The sequence below is a fragment of the Streptomyces filamentosus genome (assembly GCF_014654895.1).
GTDB lineage: Bacteria > Actinomycetota > Actinomycetes > Streptomycetales > Streptomycetaceae > Streptomyces > Streptomyces filamentosus.
Window position 1 is genome coordinate 38,889 of record NZ_BNBE01000005.1, and the last position, 14,595, is coordinate 53,483.

The following is a 14,595-nucleotide window of genomic DNA, read 5'->3' on the forward strand; positions in this document are numbered from 1 at the left end:
GTCAGATGTTGCGGAAGCGGTTGATGGCGTCGATGTGCTGGGCCCGCAGCTCCTCGTCGCGGACGCCGAGGCCCTCCTGGGGGGCGAGCGCGAGGACGCCGACCTTGCCCTGGTGGAGGTTGCGGTGGACGTCGTACGCCGCCTGGCCGGTCTCCTCCAGCGTGTACGTCTTCGACAGCGTGGGGTGGATCTTGCCCTTGGCAATCAGGCGGTTGGCCTCCCACGCCTCGCGGTAGTTGGCGAAGTGCGAGCCGATGATCCGCTTCAGCGACATCCACAGGTAGCGGTTGTCGTACTCGTGCATGTAGCCCGAGGTCGAGGCGCAGGTGGTGATGGTGCCGCCCTTGCGGGTGACGTAGACGGAGGCGCCGAAGGTCTCGCGGCCCGGGTGCTCGAAGACGATGTCGATGTCCTCGCCGCCGGTGAACTCGCGGATCTTGGAGCCGAAGCGCTTCCACTCGCGCGGGTCCTGGGTCCGCTCGTCCTTCCAGAACCTGTAGCCCTCGGCGTTGCGGTCGATGACCGCCTCGGCGCCCATGGACCGGCAGATGTCGGCCTTCTCGGGGGAGGAGACGACGCAGATCGGGTTGGCGCCGCCGGCCAGCGCGAACTGGGTGGCGTACGAGCCGAGGCCGCCGCTGGCGCCCCAGATGAGGACGTTGTCGCCCTGCTTCATGCCGGCGCCGTTGCGCGAGACCAGCTGGCGGTAGGCGGTGGAGTTGACGAGGCCGGGGGCCGCCGCCTCCTCCCAGCTGAGGTGCTTCGGCTTCGGCATCAGCTGGTTGGACTTGACCAGCGCGATCTCGGCCAGGCCGCCGAAGTTGGTCTCGAAGCCCCAGATCCGCTGCTCGGGGTCGAGCATGGTGTCGTTGTGGCCGTCCGAGGACTCCAGCTCGACCGAGAGGCAGTGGGCGACGACCTCGTCGCCGGGGTTCCAGGCGTTGACGCCGGGGCCGGTGCGCAGCACGACGCCCGCGAGGTCGGAGCCGATGACGTGGTACGGCAGGTCGTGGCGCTTGGTCAGCTCGGAGAGGCGGCCGTAGCGCTCCAGGAAGCCGAAGGTGGAGACGGGCTCGAAGATCGAGGTCCAGACCGAGTTGTAGTTCACGGAGCTGGCCATGACGGCGACGAGCGCCTCGCCCGGGCCGAGCTCGGGGAGCGGCACCTGGTCGAGGTGGAGCGACTTGCGGGGATCCTTGTCGCGGCTGGCGACGCCGGCGAACATCTCGGCCTCGTCCTTGTGGACGGTGACGGCCTTGTACGACTCGGGGAGCTTGATGTTCGCGAAGTCGGCGGACGTGGCGTCCTGCGACTGGATCGCGTCCAGGATTTCCTTCACGGGGTGCCTCCGGCGGAGAGCGTCCGGGAGCGGACGTCTGAGGGTTGCGTCGGGAGTACTGCTGCTGTGGAGGTGTGCCGTCGGTTCGGCCGGGTGGTGCGTGGCTGCGCCGGGTGGGGCGCGAGGGGTGCCTGTGACGCAGGCGTCCGGGCGACACGGCCTTGAGGGGTCGTGGGGACAGTCGGAGAGGGGTCTTTCACCGCGCTCCGACCGCCCGGACGACTTCAACGTATGGCACGCCGTGTCACGTGACAAGGCACTGCGTGCCAACAATTTCTCTCAGAAGTGAAAAGGTGTCCGCAGATGAGCGATGATCGATCGAACGGGCCCCTGAGCTGGGAGAACGCGAAGAGGGCCGCCCCCGGGAAACCGGGGGCGGCCCTCGTTTCGGACCTTCGAAGGTGCGGGAGGAGGGCGCCTCAGCCCTTCGTCAGTGCCTGCTGGATGGTCCGCATGACCTCGTCCAGCGGAGCGTCAATACGGGCCACGGCGACCACCACGTCACCGGAGGCCGAGACCCGCGCCGCGGGCGCCGCCGCGACCGCGGCGGGCTCCCCGGCGGGCTGTGCCGACGATGCCGGCTGCGCGGCGGAAGGGGCAGGCCGGCCCGCGCCTATGCCCGTCCCGAAGGTCTCCCGGACGATCGCGAAGGCGTGGTCGAGCTGGGCCTCCACGTCCCCCTGGCCGCCCGCCCGCAGCCAGCGCCGCAGCACGTGGTTGTGGGCGGTGACCACCGCCGAGGCCGCCACCTCGGCGAGCAGCGGGTCGTCGTTGCCGTCGTGGTGGTCCCGCTCGTCGAAGTGGCCCAGCAGATAGCGGGTGAAGAGCCGCTCGTAGCGGGCCACCGAGGCGATCTCGCGCTCGCGCAGCGTCGGCACCTCGCGGGTCAGCCGGTAGCGGGCCACGGAGATCGCGGGAGCGCCCGCGTACATCTTCATGACCTCCTTGATGCCCCGGCACACCGTGTCGAGCGGGTGCTCGTGCGGCGGGGCCGCGTTCAGCACCGCCTCCGCCCGGACCAGCGTGTCGTCGTGGTCCGGGAAGATCGCCTCCTCCTTGGACCGGAAGTGGCGGAAGAAGGTCCGCCGGGCCACCCCGGCCGCCGCCGCGATCTCGTCGACGGTGGTGGCCTCGTACCCCTTGGTCGCGAAGAGCTCCATCGCGGCGGCCGCCAGCTCCCGCCGCATCTTCAGCCGCTGTGCGGCGGCACGGGTCCCCGCCGGGCTCTCCTGAGCGTCGGAGGGGGAGGTGGCACGGGGTGTCTTCACGGCCTTGGGCATGACCCGAACGTACTGCATCCGTGCAGGTGCGTGCGCCCGCGGGGGCGGGCCGCCGGCGGGCTCCAGGAGCCCGCCCCACCCCCGCGGGGACTCGCCGGACTCAGCGCCGGGCATATTCGCGGAAGCCGCGCCCCGTCTTGCGGCCCAGGCAGCCGGCGGCCACCAGGTGCTCCAGGAGGGGGGCCGGGGCCAGGCCCGGGTCGCGGAACTCGCGGTGCAGCACCTTCTCGATGGCCAGCGACACGTCCAGGCCGACCACGTCGAGCAGCTCGAACGGGCCCATCGGGTAGCCGCCGCCCAGCTTCATCGCCGTGTCGATGTCGTCCAGCGTCGCGTAGTGCTCCTGGACCATCTTCACCGCGTTGTTCAGGTACGGGAACAGCAGCGCGTTCACGATGAAGCCGGCCCGGTCGCCGCAGTCCACGCCGTGCTTGCGGATCTTCGCGGTGACCTCGCGGACGGTGGCGTGCACGTCGTCGGCGGTCAGGACCGTCCGGACGATCTCGACCAGCTTCATCGCCGGCGCCGGATTGAAGAAGTGCATGCCGATGACGTCCTGCGGGCGCGTGGTGGCCTTGGCACAGGCCACCACCGGCAGCGAGGAGGTCGTGGTGGCGAGCACCGCGCCCGGCTTGCAGATCTTGTCCAGACGGGCGAACAGCTCCTGCTTGATCCCCAGGTCCTCGGCGACCGCCTCGACCGCCAGGTCCACCTCGGCGAAGGCGTCCAGGGAACCGGCCGGGACGATCCGGGCCAGCGTCTCGTCGCGGGCCTCGCCGGTCATCCGGCCCCGGCCCACCGAGCGCTCCAGCGACTTGGCGATGTACGCCTTGGCCGCGTCCGCCTTCTCCTGCGAGCGGGCCGCGAGGACCACGTCGTACCCGGCCTTGGCGAAGACCTCGGCGATGCCCGAGGCCATCGTGCCCGAGCCCGCCACGCCCACCGAGCGGACCTCGCGGCCCGCGCCGCCGGCGTCCGAGGCCGCCGGGGTCAGGGCGTCGGCGACCTTCTCGGCCGAGCCCGGCGCCGCGTAGGTGTAGAAGCCGCGCCCCGCCTTGCGGCCGGTCAGACCGGCCTCGGAGAGCTGCTTGAGGATCGGCGCGGGGGCGTGCAGCCGGTCGTGGGACGCCTGGTACATCGCGTCGAGGACGGTACGGGCGGTGTCGACGCCCACCAGGTCGAGCAGCTCCAGCGGGCCCATCGGCAGGCCGCAGCCCAGCTTCATGGCCGCGTCGATGTCCTCGCGGGAGGCGTAGCGGGCCTCGTACATGGCGGCGGCCTGGTTGAGGTAGCCGAAGAGCAGCCCGTCCGCGATGAAACCGGCCCGGTCGCCGACCGCCACCGGCTCCTTGCCGAGGTCCTGGGCCAGCCGGGTGACCGCGTCCACGGCCCGGGGGTCGGTCAGCACCGAGGAGACCACCTCGACCAGCTTCATGGCCTGGACCGGCGTGAAGAAGTGCAGGCCGAGGACGCGCTCGGGGTGCGCCGAGCCGGAGGCGAGCCGGGTCACCGACAGCGCGTTGGTGCCGGTGGCGAGGATGGCGTCCGGGCGGACGATCCCGTCCAGCGCCCGGAAGACCTCCTGCTTGGTCTCGTACGACTCCGGGACCACCTCGATGACCAGGTCGGCCGAGGCGGCGGCCTGGAGGTCCGAGTAGACGCGGAAGCGCGCCAGCGCGTCCTGCCGCTCGTCCTCGGTGATGCGTCCGCGGGCCACCGCGCGGGCGGTGGACGCCTCCAGGGCGGCGACGGCCCCGGCGGCCGCGGACTCGCTGACGTCGATGCCGACGACCTCGCGGCCGGCCCGGACGAGGACGTCGGTGATGCCGGTGCCCATGGTGCCGAGACCGACGACGGCGATGGTGGAGAGAGGGGTGTCCATCAGGGGACTCCTGGGAGGAAGAAGTGACGACTGAGGGCGGTGCGCGCGCGGAGGGAAGGGCGCGGAAATGCCGAGGGCGCGGCCGGCCGCACGGGGGCGGCGCCGCGGCGTACGGAGATGCGGACCCGGTGTGCGGCGGCATGGGCCCGGGAGGAAAGGAGAAGCGGAAGGTGACGAAAGCCCTGTCCCTGGGCCACGTCGAGAACTGCCGAACCGACCGGCGTCCGCCGCGGCTGCGTCACCAGGCCGCGGCGGGAAGTGCGGGGGTTGCCCGCTCACTTGAGATTAACCGGCGGGTAACGAGCGCGCCAGTCCTGGGAAGTCGAGAAAATGTGATGTGGATCGCGGATAGCCTCGGATTCATGGAAAAAGCCGAGGGAATCTCCGAAGATCCCGAATTCTGCTCGATGATCGATCGATTGCGGGACGAGATCGAGAACGACGGAGGAACGCTTCCCGCCGCATTCGGAGAACTCGCCCGCACCACCGATCCCGAAGAACTCCACACCCGGCTCACCGCCCCCGGACAGCCGCTCTGGGCCCGCGAGATCGCCGCCTACCGGCTCGGCGTCACCGGCGACCCGCGCGCCTTCGAGGCCCTGGTCCTCCTCCTCAACCACCGGGACCCCGAGCGGTGCGTCACCGCCGCCCACGCCCTCGTCCGGCTCGGCGACCCGCGCACCGCACGGGCCGCCGCCGCCCTCGCCACCAACGAACTCCGCGCCGCCTACGCCCTCCTGCCGGTCCGGCTCCTCGCCGGGCTGCGCGCCCCCGAGTCCGTCCCGGCCCTCGTCACCGTCCTGGAGCGGCGGCTAGCGGCCGGAGACCCCCACTGGCGGGTCGGCCTCGCCTGCGTCGAGGGCCTCGGCGCGCTCGGCGACCCGCTGGCCAGGGACGTCCTCGAAGCCGCCCTTCCGCACCCCCGCCTCGGCCGCGCCGCCGAGCGCGCCCTCACCCTCCTCGGAGGCCCCGGCGACTGACCCGCCCCGGCGCCGGAGCGCGGCGAGCACCCCGGCGAGCCCGGCGAGGACCGGCGCGAGCGCCGCCAGGACGAAGCAGAGGGGGAGCGGGAGCCGGCCCACCAGGAGCCCCGCCCCGGCGGTCGCCGCCGTGGAGCCCGCGTTGAAGGCCGTGTTGACCCAGGCGCCCGCCCGGGTACGGCGCTCCGCCGCGACCGACTCGTCGGCCAGCAGGTACGCCGTGGTGAGCACCGGCGCCACGAACAGCCCGCCCAGCGCCACCCCGGCCACCAGGACGTACGGATGCGGAGCGAACCCCGTCGCCCCCAGCACCGCGCCGAGCGCGAGCCCGAGGAGCGCCAGCCGCCCCGCGAGCGGACCGGCGAGGGAACCGCGCCACGGCACGGCCCCGAGCAGCAGACCGCCGACGGCGCTGCCCGCCGAGAGCGCCGACAGGGTCCACGCCGCCAGGCCGGGCCGCCCGGCCGCGTCCGAGAAGGCCACCACCAGCAGTTCCACCGCCCCCAGACACAGGCCCAGGGCCGCCGCCCCGGCCACCGCGCTCCCGAGGCCGCGCGGGAAGCGCCCCCGGGCGGCGGACCCGGCCGCCGGGGCCGCCTGGGCGCCGGGCACGGACCGGACCGGCGGCGAGGAGGCGAAGAACAGACCGCCCGTCAGGATCAGGGCCGCGCTCAGCACGAGCCCGGCCGGCGGTGCCGCCACGAGGAGCACCAGACCCACCACCAGCGGGCCGGAGACGAAGAGCAGTTCCTCCGCCACCGTGTCCAGGCTGTACGCCCGCCGCAGCAGGTCCCGGTCGGTGAACAGCCGGCTCCACAGCGCCCGCACCACCGGCCCCAGCGGCGGTGTCGCCGTGCCCAGCGCCCCGGACAGCGCCACCAGGACGACGCCCGGGACGCCGGGCCGGGCGCACGCCGCGGCCAGGACGCCGAGCAGCGCCGCGTACAGGAGGACCAGGGGCGGCAGGGCGCGGCCGGGGCCGTACCGGTCGACGAGCGAGGCCCGGACCGGGGAGAGGACCACGGAGACGAGCCCGAAGGCGGCCATCGCGGTGCCGGCCGTCGCGTACGAGCCGGTCGACTCCTTCACGGAGAGCAGCAGCGAGAGCGGGGCCGTGCCGTTGGAGAGCCGCCCGAGCAGGGCGGCGCCGAAGGTCCGGCGCGCGTGCGGGAAGCGCAGGACCGCCGCGTACGAGGGCGCGGCGGCAGGGGGCGATGCGGACATGGAGGTGTTCCTCGGAGGAGAGGGCGCGCGTCAGCCCTGGGGGCGCGCGCCGGGCGTGCGGGGACGACGGGACACCGCGCCGGGGACGGACCCGGGGGCACGGTTGTCGGGACGCCGACTCCTACGCACGGAAGGGGAACACGCGCGCCAACGTATCAGCCCCTTCTCCGTCCGTCGCCCCCGTCCCCGCCCCGGACCGGCGGCGCGGGGACGGGGGCGCGGGCGGTTCAGCGCACGTGTCCGAGGAGGCCGTGCAGGGTCGTCCCGGCGGGCAGGACCCGGGCGGCGGCCTTCTTCTCCCCGGTCTTCTCCTTCGCGGCCTTCGGCTCGGGCTCGGGGGCCGGGAGGGCGGCGCAGACCGCGTCGGCCTCGGCGCCGCCCTCGGCGCGCGGCACGGTGCCGGTGGCGAGGTAGGCGGCCAGGTGGTCGTCGAGGCAGTCGTTGCCCGCGAGGGTCACGCCGTGGTTCCCGCCGCCCTCCTCGACGACCAGGCTGGAGCCGTGCAGCATCCGGTGCAGGGCGAGCCCGCCCTCGTACGGGGTGGCGGCGTCGTCCGTGGCCTGGAGGACCAGGACGGGCGGCAGCTGGTCGTTGCTCACGTCCGGCGGGGTGAGCGGCTCCACCGGCCAGAACGCGCACGGAGCGTTGTACCAGGCGTTGTTCCAGGTGGAGAAGGGCGCCTTGGCGTGGACGTCCCAGGTGTCCTTCCGCCACACGTTCCAGTCCCGGGGCCAGGGGGCGTCCCGGCACTGGACGGCGGTGTAGACGGAGTAGCCGTTGTCGGCGGCGGAGTCGGCCTCGCCGTACCGCTCGTAGGCGGCCGTGAGCGGGGCCGGGTCGCCCTCATTCACGTACGCGGAGAAGGCGGTCGCGAGCGTGGGCCAGTAGCCGTCGTAGTAGCCGCCGGGCAGGAAGGTGTCCTCCAGCTCGCCGGGCCCGACCCTGCCGTCCGCCGGGGAGTCGCGCAGCTCCTCGCGCATCCGGTACCAGGCGGCCTCGACCGCCGCCGGGTCCGCGCCTAGCCGGTAGGCGCCGTCGTGCTTCGCCACCCACGCCATGAAGTCCTTGTGGCGGGTGTCGAAGGCGTAGTCCTGCGCGATGTTGTCCTCGTACCAGACCCCGTGCGGGTTGACCACGGAGTCCAGCGCCATCCGCCGCACCCGCTCGGGGTACAGCCGGGCGTAGACGGCGCCCAGGTAGGTGCCGTACGAGTAGCCCAGGTAGTTGATCCGCTCGGCGTCCACGGCCCGCCGGATCAGGTCGAGGTCGCGGGCGGCGGAGACGGTGTCGACGTACGGGAGCAGGTCCGCGTGCTTCTTGCCGCAGGCGGCGGCGAAGACCTGGGCCCGCTCCAGCGCGGTCCGTTCGGCCTCGGTGCCGCGCGGCACCGAGTCGGGGCGCACCGGGTCGAAGTGGCCGGGCCGGCAGTCGAGCGCGGGCTCGCTCTTCCCGACGCCGCGCGGGTCGAAGCCGATGACGTCGTACTGGGCGGCGACCTTCGCGGGCAGCGAGGCGGCGACGTAACCGGCCATGCCGCGGCCGCTGCCGCCCGGGCCGCCGGGGTTGACGAGCAGCGGGCCCTGGAAGGTCTTCGCGGTGTGCGGGACCCGGGTGAGGGCGAGCCGGATGCTCCGGCCGGCCGGGTCGTCGTGGTTCAGCGGCACCGGGAGGGTGGCGCACTGGAGCTTCGGGTACGCCTTGGTGCCGCAGTCGGTCCAGGCGAGCGGGGGGAGGGGGCGGGGGGCCGGGTCACCGGCGCCCGCGGCGGACGCGGGCGGGACGGCGACCGTCCCGGCGACCAGCGCCCCGGCGGCGATCAGCATTCCTGCGCGGGTGGTCATGGAGCGTGCAGTGCCCCGCGGGGCGCGGGACACGACCTGCCGCGGCGGTAATCGACCCGAAAGGAGGGTGCTGTGACGGCGTGTCAGGTGACCTTCCGGCGTGTCGGCGGGTCTGGAGGAGGGCGGGCTGTTCCGTTCCTCCGCCGGGGCCCGGAGGGGGGCGGGCTGTTCTGTTCCTCCGCCGGGGGCGCGGAGAGGGGTGAGCCGTTCCGGCCCTCCGGCGGGTTCAGAGGAGGGTGAGCTGCTCCGGCCCTCCGGCGGGCGCGGGGGAGGGGCGGGTGATCCGGCGCGGGCCGTCCCGGTGGGCCGGGCCGATGCCGAACTCGGCGGCCAGCTCGTGGACCTGACGGGTGATCCGGCGCTGGTACCAGGTCGGCGCGTAGGCCCCGCCGGCGTACAGCCGCTCGTAGCGGCCGACCAGATGGGGGTGGTGGCGGGCGAGCCAGGCCGTGAACCACTCGCGGGCGCCCGGGCGCAGGTGGAGGACGAGCGGGGTGACGGAGACGGCGCCGGCCGCGGCGACGGCGCGGACGGTGGCGCGCAGCTGCTCGGGGGAGTCGCCGAGGAAGGGCACGACGGGCGCCATGAGGACCGCGCAGCCGATGCCGTGCTCGCCCAGGGCGCGGACCACGTCCAGGCGGCGGTGCGGGGCGGGCGTGCCGGGTTCGAGGGTCCGCCACAGCTCCTCGTCGGTGAAGCCGACGGAGACGGAGACGCCGACCTCGGTGACCTCGGCGGCCCGGACCAGCAGGTCCAGGTCGCGCAGGACCAGGGTGCCCTTGGTGAGCAGCGAGAAGGGGTTGGCCCGGTCGAGGAGCGCGGTGAGGATGCCGGGCATGAGGCGGTACCGGCCCTCCGCCCGCTGGTAGCAGTCGACGTTGGTGCCCATGGCGATGTGGGCGCCCTGCCAGCGGGGGGAGGCGAGCTGGCGGGCGAGCAGTTCGGCGGCGTTGACCTTGACGACGATCTGGGAGTCGAAGCCGAGGCCGGTGTCGAGGTCGAGGTGGGCGTGGCTCCGGCGGGCGAAGCAGTACACACAGGCGTGGGTGCAGCCCCGGTAGGGGTTCACCGTCCACTCGAAGGGCATCCGGGAGGCGCCGGGGACCCGGTTGAGGATGGAGCGGGCGCGGATCTCGTGGAAGGTGACGCCGCGGAACTCGGGGGTATCGAAGGTACGGGTCGTGACGGCGTCGGCGCCGAACAGGGCCGCGTCGGCGGGAGCGGGCGGGGCCGTGCCCAGGTGGTCCCAGCGCATGGACGCCTCCTCGATCGACTTCGTTCGCTTGTTCGATTGCCAGCCGCTCCAGAATAGAACAACTGTTCTCTTGATCGTCGCAACCCGGATTTCGCGCCCCGGGAGGCTCGTGGTTCGCTTGGCCCACACCCCCCGACGAACCACGACAGCTGGAGGAAATGCGATGGCGCAGGTCGAGGCCACGACGGAACGGATCATCGCGGCGGACGCGGAGACCGTGTTCGACACGCTGGCCGACTACAGCGGAGCGCGCGCGAAGCTGCTGCCCGAGCACTTCAGCGAGTACGAGGTGCGCGAGGGCGGCGACGGCGAGGGCACCCTCGTCCACTGGAAGCTCCAGGCCACCAGCAAGCGCGTCCGTGACTGCCTCCTGGAGGTCACCGAGCCCACCGACGGGCAGCTCGTCGAGAAGGACCGCAACTCCTCCATGGTCACCACCTGGACCGTGACCCCGGCCGGCGAGGGCAGGTCGCGCGCCGTCGTCACCTCCGTCTGGAACGGCGCCGGCGGCATCGGCGGCTTCTTCGAGCGGGCCTTCGCCCCCAAGGGCCTCGCCCGGATCTACGACGCCGTGCTCGCCAACCTCGCGGCCGAGACCGAGAAGTAACGCCCGGGGCGTTCACCGGTTCGAGTGGATTCCCCGTCGCCCCCGTACCGGCGCCCAGTGCGCCCAGGGGGCGCGGGGAGCTCCGCAAAGGCGCTGATGAGCGCCACAAGTGCGCCCCCGTACCCCTCCGTTCACCCCGCGCCGCACCACCGCCCGCCCGTACCGCCCGACTTGCTCCCGCTTCGCGCCCGATGCGAAGAATGGCGCGTCCCCGCGGGCGCCTCCGGGCCGAGGCCGCCTCCGAGCCGGGACGAAGCCGTGACGAGGGGAGCCGCGCATGGGCGCGATCACGCTGGTGAAGGACGCCGAGGGCGCCGAGGGGGCCGCGGCGCCCCCCGGGGCCGAACCGCCCGCCGGAACCCCGCCGTCACCCCCGGCCGAGACCCCGCTCGACCCCCGCCGCGTCCGGCTCGTCTTCTTCGGCCTGATGCTCGCGCTGCTCCTCGCCGCGCTGGAGCAGATGATCGTCGCCACCGCCCTGCCGAAGATCGTCGGCGAACTCCAGGGCCTGGACCGGATGTCCTGGGCGATCACCGCCTACCTGCTGACCTCCACCATCGGCCTGCCCGTCTACGGCAAGCTCGGCGACCTCCTCGGCCGCAAGAGCGTCTTCCTCTTCGCCATCGTCGTCTTCGTCATCGGCTCGGGACTCGCCGGCTGGTCCCGCAGCATGGACCAGCTCATCGCCTTCCGCGCCCTCCAGGGCGCCGGCGCCGGCGGCCTGATGATCGGCGTCCAGGCGATCATCGCCGACATCGTCCCGTCCCGCGAACGCGGCCGCTACATGGGCCTGATCGGCGCCGCCTTCGGCCTCGCCTCCGTCGCCGGACCGCTCCTCGGCGGCTTCTTCACCGACCACGTCTCCTGGCGCTGGTGCTTCTACTTCAACGTGCCCTTCGGGCTCGTCACCCTCGCCGTCGTCGCCGTCGTCCTCAAGCTGCCCAAGCCGAAGGCCCGCGGCCGCTTCGACGTCCTCGGCACCCTCCTCCTCGCCGCCGCCTCCACCTGCCTGGTCCTGCTGACCAGTTGGGGCGGGACCGAGTACGCGTGGGGCGACCGGGTCATCATCGCCCTCGGCTGCGGCGCCGCCGGAACCACCCTGCTCTTCCTGGTCGTCGAGCACTTCGCTCCCGAACCCCTCATCCCACTGCGGCTGTTCCGCGACTCCGTCTTCGGCGTCACCGCGCTCGTCGGCGCCGTCGTCGGCATCGCCCTCTTCGGCGCCGCCAGTTACCTGCCGAGCTTCCTCCAGATGGTCGAGGGCGCCACCGCCACCGAGTCCGGGCTCCTCATGCTCCCGCTCATGGGCGGGATCGTCGTCGCCTCCGTCGTCTCCGGCCAGCTCATCAGCCGCACCGGCCGCTACAAGCCGTACCCGGTGATCGGCGCCGCCCTCGCCGCCGTCGGCATGGCGCTGCTCTCCCGCATGGACACCGGCACGCCCCGCCTCACCCACAGCCTCTGGCAGGCCGTGCTCGGCACCGGCATCGGCCTGATCATGCCGGTGCTCATCCTCGCCGTGCAGAACTCCGTCCGCCCCGCCGACCTCGGCACCGCCACCAGCGCCCACAACTACTTCCGCCAGATCGGCGGCAGCGTCGGTGCGGCGATCTTCGGCACCGTCTTCGCGGCCCGCCTCGACGACGCCCTCGCCGACCGGCTCCCCGCCGTCCAGGGCGCGGGCGCCGCCCTGCCGCCCGCCGATGCGATCACCCCGCAGACGGTCCACGCCCTGCCGCCCGCCCTGCGCGACCTCTACGTCCAGGCGTACGCGGACGCCATGCCGCGCATCTTCCTCTACCTCGTGCCGGTCCTCGTGCTCGGCCTCGTCCTCGCCTTCTTCCTCAAGGAGAAACCGCTGGTGTCCCACCACACCCCCGCCACCGAGGCCACCGACATCCCCTACGCCGCCCCTCGCGACCCCGCGTACGGCCCTCCCCACGACCCCGCGCACGACACCGGCGCGCAGGCCGTGCCGCACGCCCGCCACGCGGCCCCCGCGCCCGCGCAGGCGTCCGTCGCCCCGCACCACGGCGGACTGCCCGTCTGCGGCACCGTCCGGCACCACGACGGCAGCCGCGTCCCGCGCGCCGCGCTCACCCTCATCGACGTCGGCGGGCGCCAGATCGGCCGCGGCGCCAGCGGCGAGGACGGCCGCTACGCGCTCAGCGTGCCCGGCGGCGGGGCGTACGTGCTCATCGCCGCCGCGGGCGGCCACCAGCCGCAGGCCGTCTCCGTCACCGTCGGTGACCGGCCCGTCGAGCTCGACGTCGTCCTCGGCGGCGCCGGACGCCTCGCCGGCAGCGTCCTCACCGCCGACGGCACCCCCGTCCGGGACGCCGCCGTCACCCTCACCGACGTGCGCGGCGAGGTCGTCGCCTCCACCCGCAGCGGACGCGAGGGCGGGTACGTGATCAGCGAGCTGGTCGCGGGCGAGTACACGCTCGCCGCCAGCGCCCCCGCCTTCCGGCCCGCCGCCGTCCCGGTCAGCGTCCAGTCCTCCCGCGAGACCCGCCAGGACATCGAACTGGCCGGAGGGGCGGTGCTCCGGGGCACGGTCAGGGCGGGCGGGGGCCGCCCGGTGGAGGACGCCCGCGTCACCCTCCTCGACGCGGCCGGGAACGTCGTCGACACCCTCACCACCGGCCCCGACGGCACCTTCCGCTTCGTCGACCTGTCCTCCGGCGAGTACACCGTCATCGCCGCCGGCTACCCGCCCGTCGCCACCGTCCTCCAGGTGGCCGGCGGAGGCCGCACCGAACGCGACCTCCAGCTCGGCCACCAGGACTGACCGGCCGGAGCCTCAGGGGGCGGTCGGCGCGGCCTTGCGCAGGGCGGCGATGCAGCTGCCGATCGCCTCCTGGAGGGCTTCGAGGCGCTGGAGCATGTCCTCCTCGTAGATCTCCTCCTCCATCACCTCGTCGAGGGTCAGCTCCTCGAAGACCTTCGTGGCCTTCTGGAGGGAGCTGTAGAAGCGGGTCCTGCGCTCCTGGACGCGCAGCTCGGGGTTCTCCTCGACGGCCCTGGCGACGAGCCCCTTCACCGACTCGTACGCCTCGCCGGCCCACTCGCCGGCCTCCTCCGAGTCGTCCAGCTCGTCGATCAGCGACAGGTGCCGCTCGGCCTCCGCGCGCACCTCGGGCGGCGCCTCCACGGTCTGCCCGGCGGGCGTCCTGACCTGACCGCTCTCCACGATCTGCCGGACGTAGCCGACCCGGTCGGCGACCTTCGCCTCGCTCGCCACGGCCTTCTTCAGGTCGTCGGTGCGGGCGATGGCCCGCGCCATCTCCGTCTGGAGCGCCGGGTCCTCCCTCATCCGGTCGAGCAGCGCCCCGCGCGCCGCCTCCGCCGTCCCCGGGTCGGCGAGGATCGCGGCCCGCAGCGCCGTCGGGTTCTCCGCCACCTCCAGCGCCTTCGTCGGCCGGATGCCCTCCGCCTCGGCCGCCGCGCTGATCGCCTGGCCGCGCACCGAGGACGCGCTGTTGCGGGAGGTGTAGTACGACAGCCACACGTCCGCGTCCGGCAGCTCGATGTCCGCGCCCGGCTCCAGCACCTCGAACTGCGGAACCAGACCGTCGTCGGCCGCCATGTCCCACGCCTTGTAGTGGCGCATCACGCGCTCCGGCGAGCACCCCGCGAGCGCGGCGAACGCCCGCGCCGACACCTTCCGCGCCGCCGTGCCCTCGGCCGGCTGCCCGCCGGGCCGCACGCTGCGCGCCACCTTCAGCGCGAAGGTCCAGCCGCCGGTCCTGGCGTACACCCCGAAGTCCCGCGCGTCCTGGACGACGACCGGGTCGTGGTCGGCGGGGTCGACCTCCTCGGCCCCGGCGGTCTCCTCGGCCTCCGTGATCTCCTCGATCTCTTCGGCCCTTCCGGTCTCCTCGGAGGGCGCGGCCGGCTCGGGGACCCAGAAGTTCTCCTCCGGCTCGGGGGCGGGCGCGGCGGTGGTGCCGGGGGTGTCGGGGGTGTCGGGGGTGGTGTCGGACGGATCGAGGGCGATGGTCACCGAGTGCACTCCGGTCGGTCGGGCGGGACAACTGCGGCCGACAGCCTATACGTGCCCCTTGGCGAGGTTTGGCCTGATTGGGAAGTCCGCACGCGGAGTTCGCCGGTGCCTGTCGGTGCCTGTCGGTGCCTGTCGGTGCCCGCCGGTGGCAACCGGAGCCCGTCGACGCCCGCCGGAGCCC

The 14,595-nt window shown here is 73.7% G+C and carries 9 protein-coding genes and 1 pseudogene; 3 read left to right on the forward strand and 7 right to left on the reverse strand.

All coding sequences use genetic code 11. The annotated features are described in order from the left end of the window. Position 1: 1 nt before the first annotated feature. The 3 genes from ccrA to IE326_RS39705 all read right to left on the reverse strand — a co-directional run bounded on the left by ccrA (position 2) and on the right by IE326_RS39705 (position 4,501). Entirely contained in the window at positions 2 to 1,339 is a 1,338-nt protein-coding gene (gene ccrA / locus IE326_RS39695) for a crotonyl-CoA carboxylase/reductase (RefSeq protein ID WP_150235154.1), read from the reverse strand. 419 nt (positions 1,340 to 1,758) lie between these two features. Continuing rightward, the gene (locus IE326_RS39700; RefSeq protein ID WP_373310411.1) at positions 1,759 to 2,637 is read right to left on the reverse strand and encodes a TetR family transcriptional regulator; all 879 of its coding nucleotides are present in this window, start codon (positions 2,635 to 2,637) and stop codon (positions 1,759 to 1,761) included. Between the two features lie 82 nt (positions 2,638 to 2,719). Further along, positions 2,720 to 4,501: a 3-hydroxyacyl-CoA dehydrogenase family protein gene (locus IE326_RS39705; RefSeq protein WP_150235149.1), complete on the reverse strand. Its 1,782-nt coding sequence runs from the start codon at positions 4,499 to 4,501 to the stop codon at positions 2,720 to 2,722. Positions 4,502 to 4,863: 362 nt separating this feature from the next. Here IE326_RS39705 and IE326_RS39710 point away from each other — a divergent pair, with 362 nt between their 5' ends. Then, positions 4,864 to 5,481, forward strand: coding sequence for a HEAT repeat domain-containing protein (locus IE326_RS39710; protein ID WP_373310412.1), 618 nt, complete (start codon positions 4,864 to 4,866; stop codon positions 5,479 to 5,481). On the opposite strand, the pseudogene IE326_RS41990 reads toward IE326_RS39710, so the two are convergent. From IE326_RS41990 to IE326_RS39720, 3 genes and pseudogenes are all read right to left on the reverse strand, one after another. Continuing rightward, positions 5,446 to 6,705 (reverse strand): annotated as a pseudogene (locus IE326_RS41990) (MFS transporter); the annotation flags it as partial. The gene IE326_RS39710 and the pseudogene IE326_RS41990 overlap by 36 nt on opposite strands. Before the next feature lie 227 nt (positions 6,706 to 6,932). After that, positions 6,933 to 8,546 (reverse strand): alpha/beta hydrolase, encoded by a 1,614-nt coding sequence (locus IE326_RS39715; RefSeq protein WP_190045097.1) that lies wholly within the window; start codon positions 8,544 to 8,546, stop codon positions 6,933 to 6,935. Between the two features lie 226 nt (positions 8,547 to 8,772). Then, the gene (locus tag IE326_RS39720) at positions 8,773 to 9,801 is read right to left on the reverse strand and encodes an Rv2578c family radical SAM protein (RefSeq protein WP_190045098.1); all 1,029 of its coding nucleotides are present in this window, start codon (positions 9,799 to 9,801) and stop codon (positions 8,773 to 8,775) included. A gap of 163 nt (positions 9,802 to 9,964) precedes the next feature. On the opposite strand from IE326_RS39720, the gene IE326_RS39725 reads away from it, so the two are divergent. Next, positions 9,965 to 10,408: an SRPBCC family protein gene (locus IE326_RS39725; protein WP_150235140.1), complete on the forward strand. Its 444-nt coding sequence runs from the start codon at positions 9,965 to 9,967 to the stop codon at positions 10,406 to 10,408. Positions 10,409 to 10,685: 277 nt separating this feature from the next. Continuing rightward, positions 10,686 to 13,199, forward strand: coding sequence for an MFS transporter (locus IE326_RS39730; protein ID WP_190045099.1), 2,514 nt, complete (start codon positions 10,686 to 10,688; stop codon positions 13,197 to 13,199). Positions 13,200 to 13,211: 12 nt separating this feature from the next. On the opposite strand, the gene IE326_RS39735 is transcribed toward IE326_RS39730, so the two are convergent. Beyond that, positions 13,212 to 14,414 (reverse strand): hypothetical protein, encoded by a 1,203-nt coding sequence (locus IE326_RS39735; protein WP_373310413.1) that lies wholly within the window; start codon positions 14,412 to 14,414, stop codon positions 13,212 to 13,214. Between the last annotated feature and the right edge of the window lie 181 nt (positions 14,415 to 14,595).

Coding starts and splice junctions, on each gene's coding strand:
- IE326_RS39710 (WP_373310412.1), top strand. CDS start 4,864: ATGGAAAAAGCCGAGGGAATCTCCGAAGATCCCGAATTCTGCTCGATG.
- IE326_RS39705 (WP_150235149.1), bottom strand. CDS start 4,501: ATGGACACCCCTCTCTCCACCATCGCCGTCGTCGGTCTCGGCACCATG.
- IE326_RS39700 (WP_373310411.1), bottom strand. CDS start 2,637: ATGCAGTACGTTCGGGTCATGCCCAAGGCCGTGAAGACACCCCGTGCC.
- IE326_RS39730 (WP_190045099.1), top strand. CDS start 10,686: ATGGGCGCGATCACGCTGGTGAAGGACGCCGAGGGCGCCGAGGGGGCC.
- IE326_RS39715 (WP_190045097.1), bottom strand. CDS start 8,546: ATGACCACCCGCGCAGGAATGCTGATCGCCGCCGGGGCGCTGGTCGCC.
- IE326_RS39725 (WP_150235140.1), top strand. CDS start 9,965: ATGGCGCAGGTCGAGGCCACGACGGAACGGATCATCGCGGCGGACGCG.
- IE326_RS39720 (WP_190045098.1), bottom strand. CDS start 9,801: ATGCGCTGGGACCACCTGGGCACGGCCCCGCCCGCTCCCGCCGACGCG.